This is a genomic window from Methylobacterium komagatae (genome assembly GCF_042661665.1).
Classification (GTDB): Bacteria; Pseudomonadota; Alphaproteobacteria; order Rhizobiales; family Beijerinckiaceae; genus Methylobacterium; species Methylobacterium komagatae.
In genome coordinates this window covers 5,319,097-5,340,551 of the sequence record NZ_JBHSWN010000001.1, presented here as the reverse complement: position 1 = coordinate 5,340,551, position 21,455 = coordinate 5,319,097, and the positions used below count along the sequence as shown (strand labels likewise).

Annotated in this window: 31 protein-coding genes; 4 read left to right on the top strand and 27 right to left on the bottom strand. The window is 67.8% G+C overall.

What is annotated here, in order from left to right; genetic code table 11:
* Window positions 1-37: 37 nt before the first annotated feature.
* A complete protein-coding gene (locus ACFQE0_RS26335) occupies window positions 38-1,687 on the bottom strand; it encodes an AAA family ATPase (RefSeq protein WP_378974977.1) in 1,650 nt (549 codons plus the stop codon).
* A gap of 272 nt (window positions 1,688-1,959) precedes the next feature.
* Between ACFQE0_RS26335 and ACFQE0_RS26330 the strand changes: the two genes are divergently transcribed.
* Window positions 1,960-2,370 (top strand): hypothetical protein, encoded by a 411-nt coding sequence (locus ACFQE0_RS26330; RefSeq protein ID WP_287741794.1) that lies wholly within the window; start codon window positions 1,960-1,962, stop codon window positions 2,368-2,370.
* 194 nt (window positions 2,371-2,564) lie between these two features.
* Here the strand turns inward: ACFQE0_RS26330 and ACFQE0_RS26325 are convergent, their stop codons facing one another.
* The 6 genes from ACFQE0_RS26325 to ACFQE0_RS26300 all read right to left on the bottom strand — a co-directional run bounded on the left by ACFQE0_RS26325 (window position 2,565) and on the right by ACFQE0_RS26300 (window position 9,181).
* A complete protein-coding gene (locus ACFQE0_RS26325; protein WP_147025484.1) occupies window positions 2,565-3,629 on the bottom strand; it encodes a Shedu immune nuclease family protein in 1,065 nt (354 codons plus the stop codon).
* An 84-nt stretch (window positions 3,630-3,713) separates the two neighbouring features.
* Window positions 3,714-3,872: a hypothetical protein gene (locus tag ACFQE0_RS26320; protein WP_378974974.1), complete on the bottom strand. Its 159-nt coding sequence runs from the start codon at window positions 3,870-3,872 to the stop codon at window positions 3,714-3,716.
* A 44-nt stretch (window positions 3,873-3,916) separates the two neighbouring features.
* Window positions 3,917-4,081 (bottom strand): hypothetical protein, encoded by a 165-nt coding sequence (locus ACFQE0_RS26315; protein WP_170267760.1) that lies wholly within the window; start codon window positions 4,079-4,081, stop codon window positions 3,917-3,919.
* Window positions 4,082-4,552: 471 nt separating this feature from the next.
* Window positions 4,553-6,520 (bottom strand): hypothetical protein, encoded by a 1,968-nt coding sequence (locus tag ACFQE0_RS26310; RefSeq protein ID WP_378974972.1) that lies wholly within the window; start codon window positions 6,518-6,520, stop codon window positions 4,553-4,555.
* Between the two features lie 10 nt (window positions 6,521-6,530).
* Window positions 6,531-8,507 (bottom strand): hypothetical protein, encoded by a 1,977-nt coding sequence (locus ACFQE0_RS26305; RefSeq protein ID WP_378974970.1) that lies wholly within the window; start codon window positions 8,505-8,507, stop codon window positions 6,531-6,533.
* Window positions 8,504-9,181 carry a hypothetical protein gene (locus tag ACFQE0_RS26300; RefSeq protein WP_147025487.1) on the bottom strand — a complete coding sequence of 226 codons (678 nt, stop codon included), beginning with the start codon at window positions 9,179-9,181 and terminating at the stop codon, window positions 8,504-8,506. The genes ACFQE0_RS26305 and ACFQE0_RS26300 overlap by 4 nt, the downstream gene beginning before the upstream one ends.
* 827 nt (window positions 9,182-10,008) lie before the next feature.
* On the opposite strand from ACFQE0_RS26300, the gene ACFQE0_RS26295 reads away from it, so the two are divergent.
* Window positions 10,009-10,443: a hypothetical protein gene (locus tag ACFQE0_RS26295; protein WP_147025488.1), complete on the top strand. Its 435-nt coding sequence runs from the start codon at window positions 10,009-10,011 to the stop codon at window positions 10,441-10,443.
* Here the strand turns inward: ACFQE0_RS26295 and ACFQE0_RS26290 are convergent.
* The 6 genes from ACFQE0_RS26290 to ACFQE0_RS26265 form a co-directional block, all read right to left on the bottom strand.
* A complete protein-coding gene (locus tag ACFQE0_RS26290; RefSeq protein ID WP_147025489.1) occupies window positions 10,422-10,619 on the bottom strand; it encodes a hypothetical protein in 198 nt (65 codons plus the stop codon). The genes ACFQE0_RS26295 and ACFQE0_RS26290 overlap by 22 nt on opposite strands.
* A complete protein-coding gene (locus tag ACFQE0_RS26285; RefSeq protein WP_378974968.1) occupies window positions 10,616-11,542 on the bottom strand; it encodes a hypothetical protein in 927 nt (308 codons plus the stop codon). The genes ACFQE0_RS26290 and ACFQE0_RS26285 overlap by 4 nt, the downstream gene beginning before the upstream one ends.
* Complete coding sequence (locus tag ACFQE0_RS26280) at window positions 11,539-12,135, bottom strand: integrase arm-type DNA-binding domain-containing protein (RefSeq protein WP_378974967.1); 597 nt, start codon at window positions 12,133-12,135, stop codon at window positions 11,539-11,541. The genes ACFQE0_RS26285 and ACFQE0_RS26280 overlap by 4 nt, the downstream gene beginning before the upstream one ends.
* 288 nt (window positions 12,136-12,423) lie before the next feature.
* Window positions 12,424-13,647, bottom strand: a complete 1,224-nt coding sequence (locus ACFQE0_RS26275; RefSeq protein ID WP_378974966.1) for an integrase — start codon at window positions 13,645-13,647, stop codon at window positions 12,424-12,426.
* Complete coding sequence (locus ACFQE0_RS26270; RefSeq protein WP_378974964.1) at window positions 13,637-13,951, bottom strand: hypothetical protein; 315 nt, start codon at window positions 13,949-13,951, stop codon at window positions 13,637-13,639. Before ACFQE0_RS26270 ends, ACFQE0_RS26275 begins: the two co-directional genes overlap by 11 nt.
* Window positions 13,941-14,090, bottom strand: a complete 150-nt coding sequence (locus tag ACFQE0_RS26265; RefSeq protein ID WP_378974962.1) for a hypothetical protein — start codon at window positions 14,088-14,090, stop codon at window positions 13,941-13,943. The genes ACFQE0_RS26270 and ACFQE0_RS26265 overlap by 11 nt, the downstream gene beginning before the upstream one ends.
* 30 nt (window positions 14,091-14,120) lie before the next feature.
* On the opposite strand from ACFQE0_RS26265, the gene ACFQE0_RS26260 reads away from it, so the two are divergent.
* The gene (locus tag ACFQE0_RS26260; protein ID WP_378974960.1) at window positions 14,121-14,564 is read left to right on the top strand and encodes a hypothetical protein; all 444 of its coding nucleotides are present in this window, start codon (window positions 14,121-14,123) and stop codon (window positions 14,562-14,564) included.
* Complete coding sequence (locus ACFQE0_RS26255) at window positions 14,537-15,316, top strand: hypothetical protein (protein ID WP_378974958.1); 780 nt, start codon at window positions 14,537-14,539, stop codon at window positions 15,314-15,316. The genes ACFQE0_RS26260 and ACFQE0_RS26255 overlap by 28 nt, the downstream gene beginning before the upstream one ends.
* 34 nt (window positions 15,317-15,350) lie before the next feature.
* Here the strand turns inward: ACFQE0_RS26255 and ACFQE0_RS26250 are convergent, their stop codons facing one another.
* The 14 genes from ACFQE0_RS26250 to ACFQE0_RS26185 form a co-directional block, all read right to left on the bottom strand.
* Window positions 15,351-15,650: a hypothetical protein gene (locus ACFQE0_RS26250; RefSeq protein WP_378974956.1), complete on the bottom strand. Its 300-nt coding sequence runs from the start codon at window positions 15,648-15,650 to the stop codon at window positions 15,351-15,353.
* Window positions 15,643-16,182 carry an HNH endonuclease gene (locus ACFQE0_RS26245; protein WP_378975711.1) on the bottom strand — a complete coding sequence of 180 codons (540 nt, stop codon included), beginning with the start codon at window positions 16,180-16,182 and terminating at the stop codon, window positions 15,643-15,645. Before ACFQE0_RS26245 ends, ACFQE0_RS26250 begins: the two co-directional genes overlap by 8 nt.
* 570 nt (window positions 16,183-16,752) lie before the next feature.
* Window positions 16,753-16,923 carry a hypothetical protein gene (locus ACFQE0_RS26240; protein WP_378974954.1) on the bottom strand — a complete coding sequence of 57 codons (171 nt, stop codon included), beginning with the start codon at window positions 16,921-16,923 and terminating at the stop codon, window positions 16,753-16,755.
* Between the two features lie 11 nt (window positions 16,924-16,934).
* Window positions 16,935-17,384: a hypothetical protein gene (locus ACFQE0_RS26235; RefSeq protein ID WP_378974952.1), complete on the bottom strand. Its 450-nt coding sequence runs from the start codon at window positions 17,382-17,384 to the stop codon at window positions 16,935-16,937.
* Window positions 17,384-17,989 (bottom strand): hypothetical protein, encoded by a 606-nt coding sequence (locus ACFQE0_RS26230; protein WP_378974950.1) that lies wholly within the window; start codon window positions 17,987-17,989, stop codon window positions 17,384-17,386. The genes ACFQE0_RS26235 and ACFQE0_RS26230 overlap by 1 nt, the downstream gene beginning before the upstream one ends.
* A gap of 18 nt (window positions 17,990-18,007) precedes the next feature.
* Window positions 18,008-18,712, bottom strand: coding sequence for a lambda exonuclease family protein (locus ACFQE0_RS26225; RefSeq protein ID WP_378974948.1), 705 nt, complete (start codon window positions 18,710-18,712; stop codon window positions 18,008-18,010).
* A 5-nt stretch (window positions 18,713-18,717) separates the two neighbouring features.
* The gene (locus tag ACFQE0_RS26220) at window positions 18,718-19,224 is read right to left on the bottom strand and encodes a hypothetical protein (RefSeq protein WP_378974946.1); all 507 of its coding nucleotides are present in this window, start codon (window positions 19,222-19,224) and stop codon (window positions 18,718-18,720) included.
* A gap of 244 nt (window positions 19,225-19,468) precedes the next feature.
* A complete protein-coding gene (locus ACFQE0_RS26215) occupies window positions 19,469-19,843 on the bottom strand; it encodes a hypothetical protein (protein WP_378974944.1) in 375 nt (124 codons plus the stop codon).
* The gene (locus ACFQE0_RS26210) at window positions 19,840-19,968 is read right to left on the bottom strand and encodes a hypothetical protein (RefSeq protein ID WP_378974942.1); all 129 of its coding nucleotides are present in this window, start codon (window positions 19,966-19,968) and stop codon (window positions 19,840-19,842) included. The genes ACFQE0_RS26215 and ACFQE0_RS26210 overlap by 4 nt, the downstream gene beginning before the upstream one ends.
* Before the next feature lie 10 nt (window positions 19,969-19,978).
* Complete coding sequence (locus ACFQE0_RS26205) at window positions 19,979-20,266, bottom strand: hypothetical protein (RefSeq protein WP_378974940.1); 288 nt, start codon at window positions 20,264-20,266, stop codon at window positions 19,979-19,981.
* Entirely contained in the window at window positions 20,263-20,481 is a 219-nt protein-coding gene (locus tag ACFQE0_RS26200; protein ID WP_378974938.1) for a hypothetical protein, read from the bottom strand. Before ACFQE0_RS26200 ends, ACFQE0_RS26205 begins: the two co-directional genes overlap by 4 nt.
* Before the next feature lie 59 nt (window positions 20,482-20,540).
* A complete protein-coding gene (locus ACFQE0_RS26195) occupies window positions 20,541-20,876 on the bottom strand; it encodes a hypothetical protein (RefSeq protein WP_378974936.1) in 336 nt (111 codons plus the stop codon).
* A complete protein-coding gene (locus ACFQE0_RS26190; RefSeq protein ID WP_378974934.1) occupies window positions 20,876-21,037 on the bottom strand; it encodes a hypothetical protein in 162 nt (53 codons plus the stop codon). Before ACFQE0_RS26190 ends, ACFQE0_RS26195 begins: the two co-directional genes overlap by 1 nt.
* A gap of 96 nt (window positions 21,038-21,133) precedes the next feature.
* The gene (locus ACFQE0_RS26185) at window positions 21,134-21,394 is read right to left on the bottom strand and encodes a hypothetical protein (RefSeq protein ID WP_378974932.1); all 261 of its coding nucleotides are present in this window, start codon (window positions 21,392-21,394) and stop codon (window positions 21,134-21,136) included.
* Window positions 21,395-21,455: the final 61 nt, after the last annotated feature.

The following is a 21,455-nucleotide window of genomic DNA, read 5'->3' as shown; positions in this document are numbered from 1 at the left end:
CGCGCGAAGAGCTCGCGGCTGGCCACCACCGCCTCGATCATCCGGCGCAGGGGGCGCAGGCTGCCGCCGCGCCATGCCGAGAGGACGTCGGCTCGCCCCCATCGAGGGCGGGGCACCACGCCTCGTCGAAGCCGCGCTCGCGCCGGAGCTCGTCGAGGATCGCCGCGGCGACGACCGGCAGGTCCTCCGCGCGCGGAGCCTTCCACTCCAGGGCCTGGCAACGGTCGCGCAGCGGGGCGGAGAGCCCGTCGAGCGAGTTGGCGGTCAGGACATAGGAGACGGGCGAGAGGTCGAGGGCGCACTCGAACGCTGGATCGTGGATCGCCCGGGCCGTGCTGCCCCTCTCCAGGAACGGGAGGAGCGTCTCGTCGAGGCGGCCCCATCGGCGGCTGTCGCCCGCCTTCTCGACCTCGTCGACGACGATGCCGTGGGAGGCCTTCCCGAAGCGGAGGCATGCCTGGGCCGGCACGGACGGGCGCCAGGATCCCCACATTCTGCTGGTACCAGCCCAGCTGCCGCCATCCATCTGGCCTGCACCGGCGTAGACGGTGACGTCGAGCCCGGCCGCCTCAAGCACGGCCCGCGCGAACGCCGTCTTCCCGCAGCCGGCTGGGCCGACGAGGATCCGCGGGGAAAACCGGGCGTAGGGGGCACCGACAAGGTCGGCCGCGTAGGCCTCGACCGCCTCGACCGCCCACGGGAAGCGGGCGCGCAGGCGCTTGACGAAGGCTGCCGGATCCGGCGCCGACACGAGCGGCATGGGCTTGCCGGCCCACGGCTCGGCGAGCGCGCGCGGGCTGTCGCCCCGGTCGCGGATGCTCTTCGACGGCTCCGGCAGGTGCGTCATCACGGGGAAGACGACGAGCGACAGGGCTGGCCGGGCCGCCCGACGGCGTGCGCCCTCGTCGAGGATCCGGCGCGCGTTAGCAACGGCGAGGATCTCTTCCGCGGAGAGCTGCCCCGGCGGCACATCCGGCAGATCGAGGGCGAGGTCGCCGTCCTGCACGACGGGGGGCTCGACCCGCTGCCCGGCGCCCCCGCGCAGGATCGTGTCCTCGTCCTCTACCATGCGGAGCGCCGACCCGAACGTCGTCCAAGCCTGCACCCACGCGGCCGCCTCCACGTCGAAGCTCTCAAGCCTCGGATAGCTGGGGCCGGGCACGTATGGCACGTCCCGGAACGTGGCTTGGGCGTCCTCGGCGCGCAGCAGCGCGTGCCGCACGACAAGGAAGGCGCGGTCGAGCTGGGCGGCCCGGACTTGCGCGGCCGCAGTCGAGAGGAGCTCGGCCGCCAGCCTGGCCGAGGCGAGCTCGCAGCCCAGCTCGGCGAGGTGGAACACGAGCACCCCGCCCACGTCCCGCACGAGCGCGAGCGTCGGCGTCGGCAGGCTGTTGCGGAGGGCCTCGCTCGCGAGCATGCGCTCCAGCGTGGAGATCCTGCCGACGGTGGCCTCCTCGAATGCGGCGGTCAGCGCGGCGTGCGTGCGGTCGCGCAGGCCCGGCGCGCCGAGGAGCGGCTGAAGGCGGGCGCGCAGATCCGTGACGGCGTCGTGGCCGAGCATCCCTCCGCCGTAGAGAAGCTGCACGCGGGTGCGGGTGCCCTGACCGTCACGGGGCCCGGCGAACGGGCGCGGGTCGAGGATGGCGGCGCGCACGGCGGCGGCCGACGAGGCAGCATGCTTGGTCACGGGAGGAGCTCGCAGGTACGGGATCAGGATGCGCGAAGAGGCGCGCCGAGCAGGGCTCAGGCGGCGGCTATCCGTTTCCGTAACAAGCGAGCTGCGAACACGAGGGCGATCCCTGCGGTGAGGCGGTTACCCTGGCAGGCGGGGACTCCCGAGGCAACGCGCGATCGGGGGGCGTGGTGAAGATATCCCTGGACGTTGGGGGCCGGCCCCTTCCCATCGCGAATCGTTCGCCGATGCTACACTTGGTCGGAGGGGTAGCGGAGGGGCGAACGATGGCGAGCGCGAGCGAAGAGCACCGGGCGGCGTGGGATTTCTATCGGCTCCCAAAACCGGCGCAGACGGTGTTCCGGGGCCGGGTCGTCGGCGCCAGGTGCGGAGAGCCCGACGTCGTCGCCGCCTTTGCGGCAGTCGGGGTGACGAACTCAATGAGGCCCCCCGTCATGGTCTACGACGACGTAGCGGCCGCGCTCGTCGCACTGCCGGTGGACGGCCGCCCGGCGATCGAGGTCGCCATGTTCGGGCAGGCTCTCACCCCACAGGAACCGGCCGCCCTCGTCCAGGAGACCCTCGCCCGCGGGCGCGCCATCGGCCACGACGACCGCCAGCTCGCCGGGGCGATCACGGTCGTCCTGAAGAGCCATGGGCACCTCGCGAGCAAAGCGGCCTTGTGGACATGCTCTTGATCTAAGGCGCCTGCGGGCCTCGTCGCGACCGCGACGTTCGTCTCTGCCACGGCAGTCCTCGGGACCCTGGCCCGGGCCGACCGGGCGCTTGCCGACCTGCGCGACACCGTGCACCCCGGGCGCCGCTGATCTCTGCGTCAGCGCTTGGTCCCGCTCCTCTTCCCCTTGGGCTCTGTGCTGTGCCGGGCGCAACCTCAGACTTTCTGGGCTTCCTCGAAGTGCCGCAGAACCCGCCGGGCGATCGCGAGCAGCGCGTCAAAGGTCAGGATCTCGATGCGATGGAGGTGGCCGTTGTGCCGCCGCAGGGCCGACCGCTGGTCGTCGTTCAGGTCTCTGCCGATGATGATGCGGGCCCGCATCTTGGTAACGTCCTCCCCGTCGTTGGCGAGGATCGAGTCCCGGTTCCGGTCGAGCTTTTCCAAATAGTTTTCGGCCTGGGCCACCACCCGCGTCAGGTCGCTGCCGGGCGCCCAGACCTTGTGCGAGGTGTCGAAGGTGAAGAGTGCCTTCCCCTTCAGGGGGGTCTTGATCTCGATGAGCTCGACCCGGCCGTCCGTCGTCCGCCGCGGCACGAAGTCGGCGATCTCGTCGCGCGTCCACCGGCGCCGGTCGAGGATGCAGCTGTACTCGCTCCCGAACAGCCAGGGGTGCCGTTCGAGCAGCGCCTGGAAGTCGCCTTCGCTCGTGTCGGGAGCCTCGATCATAGCCTCGAACCGGTCGACCACCTCACGGTAGACGGCGAGGTTCATGGCGGCGGCCGCCTTCTCGATGAACCCATCGTCCCGGGCGAGCCGGGAGACGAGAGCGCCGAGGACGTCGGGCTTCTCCGAGGCCTCCCGCAGGAGCATGGTCAGCGCGTCGAGCCGATCCGGCGCGGCGAGGTCGCGCAGCGCCTGCATCACGTCCTTGGGCCCGCCTCGCGTCGGCATCACGATGTAGCCGCCGGTGGAGGGCGGGAGGGCCCCGCTGCGCGCCGCCGCGAGGAAGTCCGCGAGCCGATTGGTCTCCTCACCATCGAGTTGGACGGAGCGGGTCAGGTCGACCGTGCACGCCTCCTTCGAGAGGGCGATCGTCTTGATGCTCAGCGCGTCGTGATGGTGCTCACCGGTGTGCCGGTCGCGGACGCTCGTCAGGCGCGCGATCCGTCGAACCTTCGAGCGATCCTTCTGCCCGTCTTTGAGGACGACCTCCTTGCGGCCGAGAACGTTTGGATTGATCGTGGGGTCGCGCTCATCGACGTAAACCTTCGTGGGCTCCACGATCCGCTCCGGCGGCATGCTGCCCAGCTAACCTGGACCAAACCAAGAACGTCGTCCAGGGATTCCGAAGCACCACGTACGCCCTCATCCGCGCCCCTGTGCCTGCAGGGCTTCCTCGACGAGTTCGGCGACCCGCTGCCCCGCGGCGCGGCCCCGCGCTTCGCCCGTATGGCGACGACCCGGTGCAGATGCATCCCAGGCGACGCGACGACCAGGCTCGCTGTCGGCGCTCAGGCGGACCATCAGCACCAAGTCCTCCTCGTGGCAGGCCGGCCGCCGTGGCGGGGTCATCCCCGCAAGACGCGCAGGGCGGTCTCGGCATCGTAGCCTGCCCCGTCCGCGAGCGCCTCCGCGCGAGCGGGCTCCCACGCCTCGGGATCGCCGAGGGCATGCCGGCGCTCCCGCAGCGCGCGGGACAGCGCGGGCTCGGGGTGGTCGTGATAGTCGGGCATGCCGAGAGGGTCGCGCAGGCCCCACCCGCGGGCAAGCCCGCGTGCAGAGGCGTATAACGAGAAGAGCCCCGGCATCGCCCCGGGGCCCTCTGAACACCTCGCCCACTAGGGCGGGTAAATCTCGATCACTTGAAGGCTGTAAAAGACACGCTGTCATCCCTGCGCACGAGGACAGGGGCTAGGTCATCTCACCGGCAGTATCGCTCACGATGTGTCATCCCTGAGTACTAGGTCAGGGGGCGTCTTGTGCACGCCCTGAAAATTAGGCCCAGGCACCAGCCGAGGGAAGGCCCGATTGGAGGCATGGTAAACGGTCGGCGTTTGCCTCTGTCAGCTTTGGTTGAGACGTTGGTGATGATAGCCGGAGCCATTGTTTTGCTCCCACGCATCGAAGCTCCGCACTGAAGCAACCTAGAGTGATTAGGGGCCGCCATATCGGTTTGCGCTACCCAATACCTCATGCACGAGCGGCTACTCGTCGCTCGCTTGGTTGGCCCCTGATGGTGTTAGGGCGGCTTCCGGGACATCCGACGGGGTATGCCGCTTCCCTTGAACCCGGAAAAGGACGACTGCGGTCTCCACCGAGCTGTCCGCAACGGTTCGATGATGGACGCCAATCTGGTCGCGTATGTCGGGCTGGGCTCCGGCTCGGTCATGCAGGTCGAGGACCATCAGCATGGAAAGCGCGATGTTCGTGCCCTGATACGAGATGGCTTGCGGGCCGTATCGGTCGACCAAGTCGCTAAGCGTCAGCTTCGGGAAGGAGCGCTTCAGTTCGGACGTCGTCTTCATCCATCTGTAGGTGAACAGGACATCAACGCGCCCGCCGCCGAGGTCCCGGGCCTCGGGTCGGCAGATCTCCGCGAGCCGCGAACCCATGAGGAAGTTGACGAAGTCATGCTGGAGATCGGCTTCCAGCGGCGGGTTGTCCGCGTCACGATTGAAGAGATAGGCGACGCCGGGATACGTTGCCTTGCTGAGGTTGTACCGCGAGACGACGAAGCGTGTGACCTCTAGGAGCAGTACATCGACGAAGCTCCGGACATCCTCTCGCCCCCCGTAGTCGACATTCCCGGCGAGGGCGGCAAGGGCTGTCCCAAGCACCTCGTCGACGGTCCTGGATACGGTCTCGTCGTACAGGATGACGGCATCGGCCTCGATGCGGGCCGAGACGGTCTCGCGTACCTGCGCCGGGAGGTGCTCAATGATGGCGGCGGTCGGTGAGCTCCCGTCCGCCGCCCCGGAAGGGCGGTGGGTGACGAGGTCTACCCGGGCTTGGCCCACGAGGTCCCCGAGGGACATCGCCTCCGGCAGGTAAGCGGACCCGGCGTTCTCCTCTATCCAGTGCTCCAGGATGTCCAGGGAACGAAGCTCGCGCTGCATCGCGCCCACGATCATCGGGCGCACGACCTGCTCTAGCCCGCCGTCGGACCCTCGCCGGAACATGGTACGGCTCGCGGCATAGACGGACAGAAGCTCCTCCTCCATGACCGCGGCGACTTTGAGCCACGCCGAGCGGGAGATCTTGTCCGTGACCGCCCCGAGGCGGAGCGCGAGCGAAGTCCAGTGGACGCGTTCGAGGTCCTTCGCCGTGAGCCAGGACGACGTCTCGGGCTCGCGGTCATTCGCGGTGAGGTAGGCGGTGTACTCGAAGGCCGATCGCGTGACGGTGTCGATCCGCTCTGGGAGATCCTCGCCGGTACGGCCTTCCTGGAAGGCCACCAGCATGTCGAGGCAGTTCCGGTAAAGCCGGGCATCGAGGCGCGTCTCGGTCGCGTCCTCGGCACGCGCAAACCAGCCCCGGGCCCGCCCGAAGGCGTCGAGCGCCGTTTTCGGCGTGGTGGCGCCGAGCCCCGTTCTCAGCGCATCGAGGCCGAGCTCGACCGCGGCTTCGTCCTCCGCGTCCTCGACATCCGCGAGTTCCGTCAGCTTGTGGCGCAAGTCGTCGGCGGGCTCGTGGGCCAGCACGGCCCCGGCAACCCTGGCCGCATGGCGGAGATAGATGCCGTCGTCCGACGGGTCGAGATCGAGGAGGTCGGCTTGGAGGCGCCGGAGCAGCGACCGCTCCGACTGGGCCATGATCATCGCCGCCTTCAGCGCCTGGGAGCGGGTGCCATAGTGGGCCGACCTGTCGGCGGCCCGTTCCAGGAAAACCCGGCCGAGCCCTTGGCGGTGCGTCGGCGGAACCTGCCCGCCGCGCCCAAGCCAAGACGCAATCTCCATCATGGCGAGCACGTCGGCGTTCTCCGCCACCGCGACCAGGGCCTTCGTGGTTGCCTCGGCTCGCGGATGTTCGGCGAGGATGACGAAGAGGCGCGCGCCCTCGACTTCCGCCGCATGATCGGCGGCCGCCGCGGCGAGCTCGTCGACCGGGATGTCGCCGAGGTCTTGCGCGTCGCCGTCGTCGAGAAGGCGTCTGATCAGGTCGGACGGCGCCACGGAGCCAGGCTCAGAAAAGGAATCGCTCGCCATGAGCGTGGGTCACGTGATCGCATGGGACAACGTCGAGGAGCGTCGGGTCCGCACGGGCGCCGACGATGATCTGGATGTCCCCCGCGCTCTGGATAGCCTCGTGCACGCGCGACAGCAACGCGGCGAAGTCGGCGGGCGCCATCTCCTGCGCGCCCGGGCTATCCAGGACCAGCAGGCCCGGGTGCCGGCCGTACATGCGTTGCCGGGCCACCTCGATCACGGCGAGCGCCGCCGCGATGCGCACGCGCAGGTTCTCTCCCGGGGACAGCCTCCCGAAGCTGGTCGGAGCCTTGCCCTGCACGATCCGCATCGCCCCCCCGGTGCCCCAGTCCATGCTCTCGATGTTCTGGACGCCGAACGAACGGGACAGCGTGGTGATCTCCCTCGACACGTCGGCGAGGATCTCGCGCGCGAGCCCGTCGTAGAGATCCTTGGTCACCTCCTCGGCGGCCTGGAGCACTGCCTCGTCATGAGCGCCGGTGGCAGCCTCTTCCTTCTCCTCCTCTTCCTCCTCGGCCGCGATCAGCGCGAGGAGTTGCTCGCGCTGGGCCTCAAGGCCCCGGATCTCCATCTCTAGGTCGGCGGAGCCCTCGGCCCGCAAGGCGGCTTCGGTGGCGCGCGACGCCTCGATGGCCTTGGAAAGCTCCGCCTCGGCCCCCCGCTGCGACGCCTGCGCCTTGGTCGCCTGGGCGCTCAGCTCCGCGACATTGACCTCAACGTCGTCGACGTCCCGCTGCAACTCCTCCAGCCGCAACGCGTCCTCGTCCTCGTCCGGTGCCTGGCGCGTGCCGCATAAGGCGCAGGTAGAACCCTCGTCCGCCCGCGAATGCCGGTTGTGGTCGATGCCGGCATCGCACGAGGGGCAGCAGACGGGGCGCAAGGTCCGGAGCACCACGCCGGCTGCCCGCTCGTCCCTGAGTTGCTGCAAGGCCCTCCGCGTTTCGAGGAGCAGGGTCGTCGCGCCCTGCAACTGGCGGTCCACCCTGACCGCCTCCTGCCGCGTCTCCTCGATCCCCTCGCGCAGGGCCAGCAGCCGACGGTCCTGCTCAAGCATCGTGGCCCGCAGGACGGCACGGTCGGGCCCGGGGCGGACCCGGCCGCGCGCGGACGAAAGGGAGGCGTCGACCGCTTCGAGCCTAGTCCGGAGCCTGTCCCCGAGGCCGCGGGAGGCGGTGGGACGCTCGGCCTTCGTCGCCCTCAGCCGCTTCAGCGCCGTTGCGGCAGCCGTGTAGGTGCTGACCCACGGCAGGCCCATGAACATCTGCAGCAGCCTCAGCGGGATGGCATCGACCAGCAGCTCGCCGAACACGGCCTTGCCCGGACCGTCGACGAACAGCGCCGACGCGATGACCGGCCAGCCATGGGTATGGCTGCCGTCCTTCTCGTTGTGGGCATGGAACCTGGCGAAGCCGAACTCCGCCAGCATGGCGTCCTCGACGGCCCGTTCGAGAGGCTTCCCGACCGTGCCCTCGTACAGGGTGAACCACCCGCCCTCCTGTTCGCGGCTGAAGCTGCCGGCCGCGCCCTTGTCGGGGTCGCCCGCCTCCTTCGTGACGAGGAGCCGGTGGCCGATGCCGTTAGCCTCGAAGACGACCTCCGCCTTGCTCAGCCATCGCCACACGTCCGGCTTCACGCGTTCGTGGATGTCGCCGCGGATGCCCCCCTGGATCACGCCCAGCAGGGTCGACTTGCCCCTGAAGTTCTGGTCCGAAACGATGGCCCAGAGCCCGGGACCGAAAGTGAAAGTCTGGCCGAACGGGCCGTCGGCGACGGTGCCCTCCTTGATACCCTTCAGCGTGACAGAGCGGATGCGGAGGCTCTTCCTACGGGGCAAGGTGGATTGAGGCTCGACGGCGTGCCGGTCGAGCACCTCCTGCACGACCGGCATCGGCAGGGATGCCTTGCCGGCGATGGCCTCGATCCACTCCGCTGCCGTGGCTTGCGTGCTCATCATCGTCCCCTGAGGCTCCGGAGCCGGGCCAGGACGCGCTCCTTGATGGACGGGATTTCGGTCCCGTGGCGGGCGTCGCGGTACTCGGGATGGAGATACTGGTCGCCCTTCAGGTCAGAGCCGCTCCGGAAGCCGGCCAGCGTCATCACGAGCTCGACCCGCGACCTATACCAGCCAAGGCTCGGCTGCTCGCGCTCGATCCGCTCGATGAACGCGAACGAGGTCGGAAGGACGATGAAGTCGTGCCGGCGCTGGCCGGTGGTCTGCTTCAGCGGACGCACCAGGCCATGCGCCGCGAGGATCGAGAGCGGCATCTCGATGTTCTGGAAGGCCCCGCGGCGCCAGCGGACCATCGCGACCGTGCGAAGGTCCGGCTCGTCGGCGTCGAAGATGTCGGACGCAGCATCCAGGGCGGCAGGATCGCCCTCGGTCTCGAAGCGGGTCAGGAGTTCGTCGGCCAAGTAATCCGGGTAGCGGACGAGGAAGTCGATAGCCATCGCCCGCTTCTCGCCGCGGAAGATGCGCCCATCGTGTGCGGCCTCCTCGCTCCCGAGTGCCAGGATGTACAGGAGGCGCACCGCGTCGCGATGGTGGAACCCGATCTGCGGCTTGGCCGGTCCGCCCCGCGCAGGACGGGTCGTGTCAGGGCTCGTGGTCGTCTCGGGCTGCCCGTCCATCGTGGTCGCTCAAGGTCGTGGAGGCCAAGTCACGTCGGTGACGAGGCGTGCGCCGGCCGGCGCCGAGTTCGTGTCGCCGGAAGGCTAGCCCGCCGAAGCACCGGCTTCCAAGCCGCCTCGCGGCCATCGACGCTCGACGGGGTCAGACCGGGCCGGTGACATAACGGCTTGGCAGTGGCCCGGTTCGTTCGCGCGCAGGGTATTGGGTTAGCGCTACCCGATACCCTGCCGCCGAGTTGTGTTTCCCGGCCCCCAGGGGTCACCCGGTCGGGACGGCCTCTGGCGCCGTTTTGGATCCGGGCACCTCGGGCTTGCGCAGGCTTCCAGGCCGGGACAGGTTCGCGGCCGCTCAGGAGATACCGTCATGAAACCCGTCGGCGAGCACCCAACCAACTGACGGCCGGAGTGCCGCCATGGCCGAGCCTCCGCGCCCTTAGGGATAGGGCGAGCCACGTCGGGTCCGGGACGTCCTCGACGTGCCTAGCGGGCCGGGGCCGGGACTGCTCCCTCCCAGTGAGGACGCGCAGGATCGTGGCGGGATCGTAGGCGTTGTTGGGCATGCCGGGATGCTCCCGCCGGCAGGCCTCGTTAGCCGCCCCAGTTCAAAAAATTCTCGTCCGCCGGCGATGATCGCGGACGTCCAGGCCACGATGGTCTGGCTACCACATGAAAAAAACGGGAATGTTCAAACCCGAAAATTTGTCGATCCAGACAATTTGTGGCCGCCCGCTAAGCTATTATGAACCAAATCTGATTCAGGTTCCAACAGGTATTTGCGATTACATCAACAGGCCTCCCGGCGATGGCGTCGGCATGAGGCAGGACAGATGGCTCCTTACACCACGCAGACCGCGCTTGAGCTCGTAAAGGAACTCCAGGGGAAGGCCCGCTGGTCCGACAAGAGTTTATCGATGCGGCTTCGCCGCGGCGAGCCGCTAAGAATCTTCATCGAGCGGAGCATGATGGGCGGAAGCGTCGTCTATGCAATCTGGAGGGACGACGGCGCCATCGGCGGCTTCGCTCACCGCATTGTGTCGGGCCTAGCTACGGCTGAGGCCCAGGCTGTCAGCGTCGAGGACAGCCTCGTCTACAGAGTCCCAGACGAGAGAGGGGCGCGGTTCCTCGCGGCCGGGTTTGGTGACGGCCGGGTACCCGGTCCGGAGGAGGAATACGTCATCTCCATGGAAATCTGGGATCCGGACGGCCGCCTGGACGAGAATGGCCGACTAGTGGCGACGACCTATCTGGAAGTCGGTCCCTGACGGGCATGGTCACGGGTCTGCAGGGCCTCTTCGACGAGCTCGGCGACCCGCTGCCCCGCGGCCCGGGCGCGCTTCTCGCGGATGGCGACGATGCGGGTCGGGGGCGTCCCCGGCGACGAGACGACGAGCTCGCCGTCGGCGTGGAGGCGGACTGTAATCGTGATGGGGTCGCTCATGGCAGGGGAAGGGGCTTGAAGCGGGCGCGCTCGCGCTCGTAGTGCTCCAGGACGTGGTCGACCCAGGGGGCCATGCCGCTCGCCTTAAGCTTCAGGCGCTGAGCCCGAGCGTACACCTTGCGGGTCACGTCCTCGATGCGTGCCTCCTCGCGGTTCTCGGTCTTGTCCCGCGCGTGCGCCAGGATCGCCGAGCCAGCGCCCCCGAGCTGCTCCTCGTCGAGGAAGGTCCCGAGCGTGCGCCGGGCATCGTGCGGGGTCCAGACCCTGATGCCGTAGCGCTCGAACAGGTTGCCGTGGGGACGCTTGAACAGCGGCCCCTTCTTGCCCTTCCTCGTCTTGCCGGCCTTCGTCTTGCCCTCCAACCGATGGAAGAGGCCGGTGAACCCGGCCGGGGTCACGTGCTTACCGTCGACCCGACTGGGGAAGCGCCACGGCGATGACGGGTCCGCCCCGAGCCGATCGATCGCCGCGATCGCGGCCGGCGGGATCGGCAGGGCGTGCGGGCGGCCTCCCTTCCGGCCGCTCTTCATTTCCTTCGCGGTCCAAGTCCAAACCTCCCAGCCGGGCATGTCGGGCATGGGGATGATGCCGTCGCGCCGGGTGCGTCCGAGGCTGCCCGTCCTCTGCCCGGTCAGGACGACTGCCCAGACGGCTGCCAGCATGCCGTTCTCGGTCTCCTGGTCAGTCGAGCTGAGGGTACGGTGATGCTCGATGACGAGCAGCGTTCGGACGAGCTCCTGGATCGTCGGCGTGTGCTCGCGAGCCTTCGAGCTGTACTCGATGTGCCAGCGCTCCTGCCACCACGCGTGCTTTTCGTCCGCGAGCCCCGAGCGCGTCGCATGACTGCGCCACCCCCAGGTCAGCGCTTCCTTGCACTGCGCGACGACGCGGGCCGCGGCGGAGAGGGTGCGGGATTCAATCACGCGGTCGCGCAACTCCTCCAGATCCGAGATCTCAATCGAGGCCAGCCCAGCCTCTCGATTGGCTCGAACTCGGGGCCGGTGTGGTAGGCCGAGTAGCTGCGCCGGTAGCTCTCCTTTAGGTCAGGCAGCTTCGATGCGAGGAACTCGGCCATGAGGTCCTGCCACTGCCATGGCCCGCGCCGGCGGCGGTCCTCGTCGGACTGCACCTCGACAGTCTCCGCGAACGCGGCGTCCGCGGCGAGCTCGACCGGCTTGCCCTTGGCCAGCACCGCCTCGAACACGTGCAGATCCTCGCGCGGGTTGACCCCGGCCTCGACGTCCCGGCGCGCGCGGTCGGCGGCGAGCCGGGCCGCCGGCAGGGTCAGGGCGTCCATGGAGCCGAGGCGGAACGTCCCCTTGCGGTGGCGGAGGTACCACGTGCCCGCCGCACGCGTGATCCGCAGGGTGAGGCCCGGGGTGTCCGCGTCGGCGATCTCCGCGCCGCGGCCGACGAGCTTCCCCTCCTGGATCATGCGGGCCGCGCGCTCGACGGTCGCCGCCGTCATTCTCACGCGCTCGCGCTCGTAGCTGCCCCTGCCTGCCGCCTTCGCCATGGCCCATCCCCCGGGATACAACGGGGATACAACATGGGTATTCGGGCCGTGGCAACGAAGATGTCACCCCTCTAAACGAGGAAAACCACGCAACATCAATGGCTTCTGAGGAGATGGTTAACTGAATATCGGGAGGGGTTCACTTGGGCCATATAGCTTCCCAAGCTGAATGTCGTCGGTTCGATCCCGATCGCCCGCTCCACTTATCTCATTGAAGCGTCAGTCGGTTTGGCGCTCTACCGCAGATCTCGCGTTCCCCACGTTCCCCAGGACGTTCCTTAAGCCCGTTCAGGCCTCGTTCCGCGGCGTCCGGTGGGCCTGCCGCGCGGATGCGACTGCCCGGGACTTTCCGACCGCTCCGCGCGAGTAGCGCAACGTGGTCGATAGCTGCGCATGCGCGGCCGACGAGCGGATGTGATCAAGGTCAGCCCCCGCGTCCTCGGCTTCGGTAATGGCGCCCGCCCGGGCATCCATGTTCCAGACCGCATCGGGTATACCGGCGGCCCGGGCGATGATTCGCCACTCCCGTCCGTAAGCGGATTCGGCGTATGGGCGCCCGGCCGTCTCGTCGAGGATTAACGGGCCGATCCGACGAGAGGCCGGCACCCTGGCGATCAGCGAGACGACGAGCGGTGAGAGCTTGAGATCGTGGGCCACGAACGCCCCGGTCTTCGTCGTCGCCTTCCGCACAATGAGGTCGGCCGACAGATCGGACCAGGTGAGGCCGTTCTTCCAGCGGCGGCCGTTGAGTACGATCCCGGTCGCCTCCTCGCCTTCCGGGATCGGCTCCCATTCCCCAATGACGTCCTTCTGTCGGAGCACGGCCTCGAACTGGATTGCCGTGCCTAGGGCGAGCGACAGCCGATCACGCTCCAGCGCAGTCGCGACGAACGCCTCGACGTGGGCGAGCTCCATGGCGATCCGGCGCCGCTCGGGCTGCTTGAACTTGGCCCGCTGAAGGATCTCGTAGAGCCGGGCGCATTCCGGCAGTTCGGCCATGACACCGAAGGCGAACAGCTCCCGGAGCTTCTTGATGATGCCGTAGGCGCGGCGCACGCGCTCGGGACCGCCTGGGGTCTTCGGCTTCTTGGCCGCATCGTACCAGCGATAGAAGTCGGCGATCTTGAGCGCCGCCAGCGAGCGCGAGCCGAACGCTTTCTCGATCAGCACGAGGGTGTAGGTGTCCTTCCGGCGGGTCGTGTGCTTGAGACGCTGGTAGGGGCTGGCCTCGTCAATCTGGTAGCGGCGCGACAGGCTGAGGATCGTGCCGTCGAACCGCGCCTCCGGCCGTTTGAGCCGGCCGGACCATTCCAGCATCTCGGCCTGAAGCCGCATGCATGCCGCCTTGATCAGGATGCGCTGCGAGGGCTCGTCAAGAGAGTAGGGGAGGCGGACCGTCTCCGGCCGGTAGCCGGCCTTCACTAAGTCCGTGCGGGCGCACCAGTAGAGGCGCCGCGTCCCGTCGCGATTCGGCCTTGTCTTGAGACCGGGGGCGTTGAGGTCAGAGGGCATTGAGGTTCTCCACCCCATCGAGCGCGGACGCCTCGATGGTGGAGAGACCGTAGCGCCTGTGCCAGAATGCTTCGACTGCCGGCCAGAAGCGACCGCCCATCACCGGGTCGATCCGAGGTAGGCCGTCCCGTTCGAGCACCAGGGCCTTCGCGGGCCACTCGACGGGCGACTGGCTTAATCGGCGGGCGACCTCCGACTCGCAGGGGAAGAGGCCCTGGCGTCGGTGAACGTCGCGACGGGCCGGAGGCGCGGTGGCCGGGGGGCTGCTCTGAGCCCGCTCGGGGATTCGCGCGCTACGGGGCATCGGCGCCTCCCCCGGCATTCTCGCCTCCATGCAGGGCGGCTTGGGTTTTTCCGGCGGCGATGATGGCCATGTAATCGGGGCCACCCAATTCGATGCTGAGCGCCTTCGCGGCGGCAGAACAGATGTCGGCGGCATCCATCTCCGGCTCGGTCGGCGCGGCGAGGTAGACGTGTCCTTCGCCAGCGGCGTGATTCACAAAAGGCAGGAGGAGGCAGACCGCAGCGGTAAGGCGGGCGATCTCGACGCACTGCTCGCGCCGTATGCCGGTCTGGCCGACAACCTCGCGGACCGCCTCGCCCGCAGCTGCGACCGCGACCGGCTCGCCGTGCTCGAACATCGCGTGATGCGCTTCGACGGCGAAGACTGGACGCGTGTAAGGGCCCATGCGGTGGCCCCACGCGACAAGGAGCTGGTTCAGGTCAGCGCGGCTGATGGCGTCGATGTGGAGGATGGGGGCGACGAGCATCAGGCGACGAGCTCCATCTGCTCGGGCCAGATCGCCCAGGCGCCGGGCGTCTGCGTCGCATTCCACTGGTTGGCCATCGCACTTGCGGAGTGGCGCAGCTTCTGGCCAGAGATCTGCACATGGATTGGCGATTCTCTTCCTTTTTGATCTTTCTTTTTGCGCTGCTCTTCGCGGTGCCATGGGCCACTTCGGACACCGGACTCTGCGGGATCGCGATTGCTCAGAAAGCCATGACAGGTGAAGACGCAACGACATGCTTTGAGTTTTGGCTCAATCGCTACCAGACTCTCGTCGGAACGCTGATTGCCCTCTCTGCAGCTCTTTTGGCCCTGCTCCCAGCAAGGGGCCAGCTTCAAGAGATGAGAAGGCAATCTGCTATTTCTGCCCGACAATCTAGCATCGAAGTCGCCAAAGACTTGGAAGCTGAAATCTCGACATATAAGAGCCTCGAATGGATAAAATTCAGATTGATGCGCCTTCTGAAAGAATACGATGAGGAATCTTTCGAAAGGATATATCAACACTGGCCAGATCAAATCTGGGAGCTTCACCACGATCTCAAGATCGGATGTGAAAAAGCATTCTTCTTCTTTGACCGTTATCCAGGCACGAGTGATTTGTTCTTCGTGCGTCAGACTTTCAAAGCCGCTGCTATCGACCTTGATAATTGCTTTTGGGCACTTCAGGACTCTTTCCGGAGACAAACCTTTGGGGCCGATTATGAAGAAGGCGAGGAAGACATTACCACGTCGGAAGCCGAAATCATTCGGCGCAAAGTAGAGGGATCCATTCTGCTTTTTGAAGAATGTCGTCAGAAGGCCTCTAAAGAAGTTAATCTCGCAAAAGATGAAGCCTGGAGGAGCGCCCGCCATTTTGAAGGTCGCGCTATTCGGTATTGAATGCGTGTGAATAACAAGCGCAGCCATCACACCCTCACTGCACCCGAGCCGGCGCGGGATGCGCCCCGGCCGCCGCGACACCGTTCATCGTCATCTGCCGCAGGGCCGTCGCCTCATCGATCTCGGCCACCACCCGGCGGAAGCGGTCGATCTTGCGGGCCGTGTCGAGGCCGAGCGCGGCGTTCACCGCGTCGTTGATCCGCCGCCAGTCGCGCGGGTCGATCTGCTCGCCCGCCGCCATCAGGAGCGCGTAGAGCACCGCCAGCGACCGGGCCGTGGCCTTGCCGCACTCGGCCTCGGCCAGGAACAGCGAGAGGCTTGGGTGCTCAGCCATGACGATCCTCCTGACGAAGCTGATCCCGAAGGCGGATCTTCTCGGCGAGCGACATGTGCCCAGCGCGCCGGTTGCACGGGCCGCAGGCGAGCGCTTGGTTCGCGATGTGGTCAGGGCCACCGTGCGTGCGGCTCAGCAGATGCTCGCGCGTCGGCGGCAAGGCTTCGCAGAACGGAGAGCCGCAGTAGAAGCAGGCGCCGCCATCGCGGTCGATCAGGGTCCGAACAACCGGCTCGTATTTCGCCTGGATCTGGACCGCCTGTGTGAAGCGCATGTTGCGCCCCTGACAGAACGCAGCCCAAGCATCTCCGGCCTGCCCGGTCATCTTGTGCGGCCGCGCGCCGTCGTTCCGGTAGACGATCGACACCCCCGCATCGCCGCGGAAGCGGACGACCTCGTAAGGGTTGGTCGTGACCAGAACCTCGGCGCCATTGGCGGTGAGCCACTTCTGGAAGGCCGTGATGCTGGCAGGCTGCCGAAGGGAATGAGACGCCCGGCGCTGCTTCTTCGTCGGAGGCGAGACGGCGATCATCACGAGCGCCCTCCAACTTCACGCAGGAGCCAGCCAGCGTCTCGGTCGACCCACTTTTGGGCTCGACCTTCGCATGCCCGGCAACCTTCTCGTGCGGGGCGGCCTGATAGCCGGGCACGTAGGTCGCGACGAACTCGGGCGACATGATCGCGATCTGCGCGCGATGCCGTGTCACCTGCCGGATCGCCACCGTTCCAGCAGCGACGTCACGCTTCAGAGACGGGCAATGTCGCAGACTGACCGCCGCGCACTCGCGATGCAGCAGCGGCTCGACCTGCAGGACGGCAATGCCCTCGGCCGCATTCATGCGGGGCCGCGCGTGAGAGAGCGAAACTTTCGTCCGGTTGCGCAGAGTGCGTCCGCACAGGTCGCACAGGTTGTCGGAGATGGCTTCGCGTTGGCGCTGGCTATGCGGCTTGCCGAACTGCGGCTTGCCCTGCCCTGGAGCGACCTCCTGGCAGATAGCCGGGCCCCCGGCATATTGGCAGCGATCAACGCGGAATACTTCTTCCGCCGACCACGACACGGTGTAGGGGACGGGCACGCCGCCGTAGGTATGAGCCGCCGCCATCACGAGTGCCCTCCCGAATCCTGCGTCTTCGCCATCCCCCGCAGCTGCACCAGCGTGACGGGCCGCTGCCGCCGCTTGGCCCCGGCGAGGGCTTCGCGCAGGTCGCGCTGGAACTGCGTGGTCTTCGGAGCGGCCGCGGCCGGGCGGAATGGAGAGCGGTGGACGATCATCGGCTCGGCCCTCAGAACGGGATGGGGTCGGCGTCATCTTCCTCACGACGCGGCAGGGCGAGCAGAGCGGGCCGCTCGTAGGGCTTGTTCGTCTTCAGTGCGGCCTCACGGGTGCAGGGCGAGACGCTGAACAGTGCCGACCCGGCGTAGAAGTGCGTGCGCCAGCCTTTCGCGACCGGGTCGCCGTCAATCGGCACGTCCACCCGGATCATCTTGGCGCCGAAGCGCTCCTCCTCTCGGATGCGGCCGACGTGGCGGCGGTGGCCCATCACCTCGACGATGGCCCATTCCCAGCCGTCGGATTGCTCCTCGGCCTGGTAGGCGGCTTCCATCGCTGCGATCGCACGGGTGGCCGCCAGTTCGGCGGGCTTCATCGCTTGCTCGGCCTCGGTCAGGGTCGAGCGGTCCTCGTAGGCATCGAAGATCGCCTCGGCGGCGGCTTGCTGCGGGGTGCGAGTCATCAGACGACCTCCCCTTCGAGATCGGCGCCGCTGTTGCCGCCCGCGTTGTCCGCCTCGGCATCTGCGGCCTCGGCAGTGGCCTGGAGTTCGGCGGCGATCTCATCCAGGGCGGCGCGAGCGCGATCCGGCAGGCCAGCGCGCCACTCGTCGAGCGCAAATGACCCCTCGCGCGCCTTGGCTCGGGCATCGGCGAACAAGTCGGCCTTGGTCCGCTTCGGCGCGGCCGCCTGCTCGACGCGAAGCGGCTTCACCACGTAAGGGGCGCGCCGGGCCTTTGTGACCGTCAGCGCCAGCGTCATCTCGCGCTCGAGGTCGGTCATGTGGCTGATGCGGATGCCGCCGACCGCGATGCCGCCGAACAGGACCTTGTCGTCCCGATAGAGCGTCATGCTGCGGCCGACGTAGGCGTTGCCGTCGTTGCCCCACACCGTCACGAGGACGCGGCGCATCGACTTGCACGGCAGGTACGGCTTGCCGCCGTCGCCCTCGAAGTTGATCGCGATCGGCTGGTCCGGTTCGGTGGACCGCGCGACCTTCGTGATCCGGATCGTGCGGGGGCCGCCGATCAGGTCGTCGGCGTTCGAGCTGCGTGCTCTTGGGAGCAATGGTCTGGGATAGGTCGGTCACAGGATGATCTCGCGGTTGATGCGCTTGGTGGGGACGGCGCGGGTGTTGGCGAGCACGAGCTCGTAGCGGTCGCGCGCCTCGGCCAGCCGCTCCTCGAAAGCGGTGGCGGCGGTGATGATCGCGTCCTGCACGGCGGCGTCGGGGAAGACCCGGATGACGGCCATCGGCAGGCCGCCCGAGTACGAGACGAAGTCGCACCACTTCCGCTCGGACACGAGCAGGCCGGTCTGGATCTGGATGACGAAGTCGCTCGGAATCGTGCCCGCGACCGCGTGGGTGACGAAGGTCTCGATCTGGAATTTCTGGCGCCGGGATTTCACCTCGACGAGGCCATCGCGGCCGACGAGCGCGTCCGGCGAGTAGCCGATCCGGAAGCCCCACTTGTCGTTGACGATGAAGCCGACGTGCTCGGTCGGCGCGTAGTGCTGGGCGTAGATGCCGAGGGCTTCGACCTCGTCGTCGTGCCCGCGCAGCATGTCGTCGCTGATGTAATGGGGCTCGACAAAACCGGTGATGCGCTGGGCCAGAAGCTCGTAGAGGTGCGCACGCTCCTTCTCGTTCTTCGCCGCTTTGAAGGTCGGCGTGACGATCAGGTGCATCTCGCTCGCGGTGAGCATCCCGCACCGGGCGGCGACCCACTCGTCGCTGCCCTGGTACAGGTCCTCGTGAATCTGGATGTTGGAGGCGATTGCGGTCTGCATGACGGTCACTCCGCCGACGCGACCGGCGTCGGGAAGCGCTTCAGCACCTCAGCGCGCCAGAACTCGCGGGCCTCGGTCCAGCTGCGACCGCCGATCTGAAAATCGCCGAGCACTGCCGTGCCGTCGTCCTTACGGACGGCATGACAGCGGTCGTCGAATTGCAGCAGGACCATCTGCGTGGTCCGCTCGCCATCATCGCCGCGAACCGATCGAAGGACTCTGACGTCCTTCTCGCGCAGCGTCTCATTGATGCGCCAAACCTCATCAACGTGGTGGGCGCGGCGCGTCAGTTCGTACTCGGCTTCCGCCATCTGCTTAGCGAGGCGATCAAGCGCTGCGCCGTGAACCGCTTCCTGAACGCGGGCGAGAAAGGCCCGACGATCTTTGTCATCAATGCCGCCCTCGCACCAACGGTCAGCGAGGCAGTCCATGAAGGCCGCCTTGACCTCGTCGTTCGCCCAAAGCGCCCGAGCGATTTCGGCGGGCTCGATGCGCGACAGAACGGTGTCCACCAGATCGGAAATCGGAAACCGGGCTCGCCGTCGCAGACCTCCATGTTCGGGAAGGTGTGGCGCGGATCGCGACCGCGATTGTCGGTTGGCACGCGGTACGTGACGGCGGGCTCGTCCTCCTCGGAGGCGACCGGAACCGTGACCTCGTACTTTCCGATCGTGTAGACCACCGCAGGCGCAACGCCGGCTATGTGGTGGCGGACGTCGGCCTTGGTCGGGCGCTCAAACCAGTTGTACATCTCGATTACTCCGCGGCTTCGGCAGGCCGCGCCTGCGTCTGGAACCGCGCGGACTCGGCGCGCACGTCGTCGATGTGCTCTGGGTCGAGCTTGTCCTCGACGGCGACGAACCCGCAGAGCCGGTTCAGGGCGAGCGCCGTGATCTCGGCCGCCTCCCGCCGCGCCGGGCCTCCGCTGATCGTCGGCATGACGTGCTCGATGGGATGCCGGGCCCGGTCGAGGATGAGGCCGGGATTGCTCGGGCTGGACTGGTAGGGGCCGGGATGGCCGAGCAGCGCCATGCGCGCCGCGAACGAGTTGGGAGCCTGCACAAGCGCCTCCTGGGCACGCAGCGCCGCGATGGGTGCGAGTTGATCGGGATCGAAGGGGCAGAGGATCACAGCCGCCTCCGCTGCTCGGCGCGCCGGGCGCGGATCGCGTGGCCTTCACGGATGTCCGTGACACCGGTCGGCAGATCGCGGGCGGGCAGGAAGGCGGACCAGAAGGCGGCGCAGAGCCGAACCAAAGGAAGGGGCTCACGCGCGCCTCCCGGGCCGGTTGGCCAGTTCGGCGAGCCCGGCATCGATCTTGAGAGTGGCCTCGCGCAGCAGTTCGCGATGGCGCTCGACGCGCTCGACGTCGCTGGCGTATCCGCCACCGCGCTGGGCGGCGCGCTCGAAGAAGTAGGCGGCCGAGCGCATGGCCTCGACGGCATGCCCGAAGGCGTCGGCGGCGACCGTCAGTTCACCGTGAGCGATCAGGCGCTCGGTGGGCGAATGCGGTTCGGTCGGGGCCGGGACGAAGGAGAGGACAGGCGCGTTCACAACGAGCCCCCGGTGAGACAGGCAGGACGCGATCCGGCCGACAGGTCGAGGCGCGTATCGCGGACAGGGGCCGGGCCACCGATCCCCAGAGCTTCGACGCGAGCGGCCACCCAGCGCCGGGCGTGATCCTCGAAGGCCGCAAGGGCGGCGCGCATCGCAGGCGACGGGCCTCGGGTGCGAGTGGTAAAGCGCAGCACGTAGCGGGCGCGGCGCACGCGGCGGCGAGTCCAGATGGGCCAGGATGGGCCGCGGCATGGGTCGTATGGGCGCTCCATCACCGCACCCCCTCAGCCGAGAGGCACCGACCGGTCCGCGCGAAGTGCTCACCGGCCATCAGGTGCGCGGCCATCGCCTCGCCACCAGTCAGGTCGCGAGCGGTCGTCGTGCGCGGGTAGAGATCCGGCCGCAGGTCGTGCCGGGAGACGCCCGAGGCGTCAGCGACGACCTCGACGTGCTCGGCCGGGCAGAAGTTCCAGGCTGGCAGCGAGGTGACGCGCACACCCAATCGGGCGGCGAGGCGCGCGGCGCCGGCAGCGGTGACTGCCCGGCGGATAGCGGCTGAGGCGCGAATGGCCTGGGCCGGGCTGGCGAAGCGCGGGCGGGCGGCCATCACTGGGCCCACGACTTGGCGGCGGCGCGGTCAGCGGCGCGGCAGGCTTCGAACCCGGCGGCGAAGAGAACGAGGGCCGGGACCAGCGCGACGAGGACGGAGGCGATCAGCGCGTCGTCGGCGGGCAGACTGGCGAGGTAGGTGTGAAGGGTGCTGAGCACTTGACGCTCCATCGCGGGGTGGCGATGTAGCAATTTAGCCAAATGGCAAAATCGGCGTCAAGAGATTTTTGCCATTTGGCGAAACGAGCGCCCGAGCTACTCGGGCCGCGTGTGAAGCTCTTCCTGTTTCACCGCCACCAGGGTAGCAATGTTATTCTCGCACTCGCCGCATCCGAAATTCTGACGCTGGAGCCATGCGCTTTCCAGCAGTTCCTCGACGGTCGCGGGAGCGTCCTCAAGATCGGGCGACTCGATCAGCCGCTTCGTCATGTGGTGGCAGTTATGGCAGCGCAGCCGCATAGTGAAGCGCGCTCGGATTGTCGGAACTTCTTGGAACATCGGCATCCACACCGCCACGATGTTCGCATTCTGTTCCCCTCGGCCTCAGGGAGTCGAGCCGTTCTGCACGCCCGAAGCG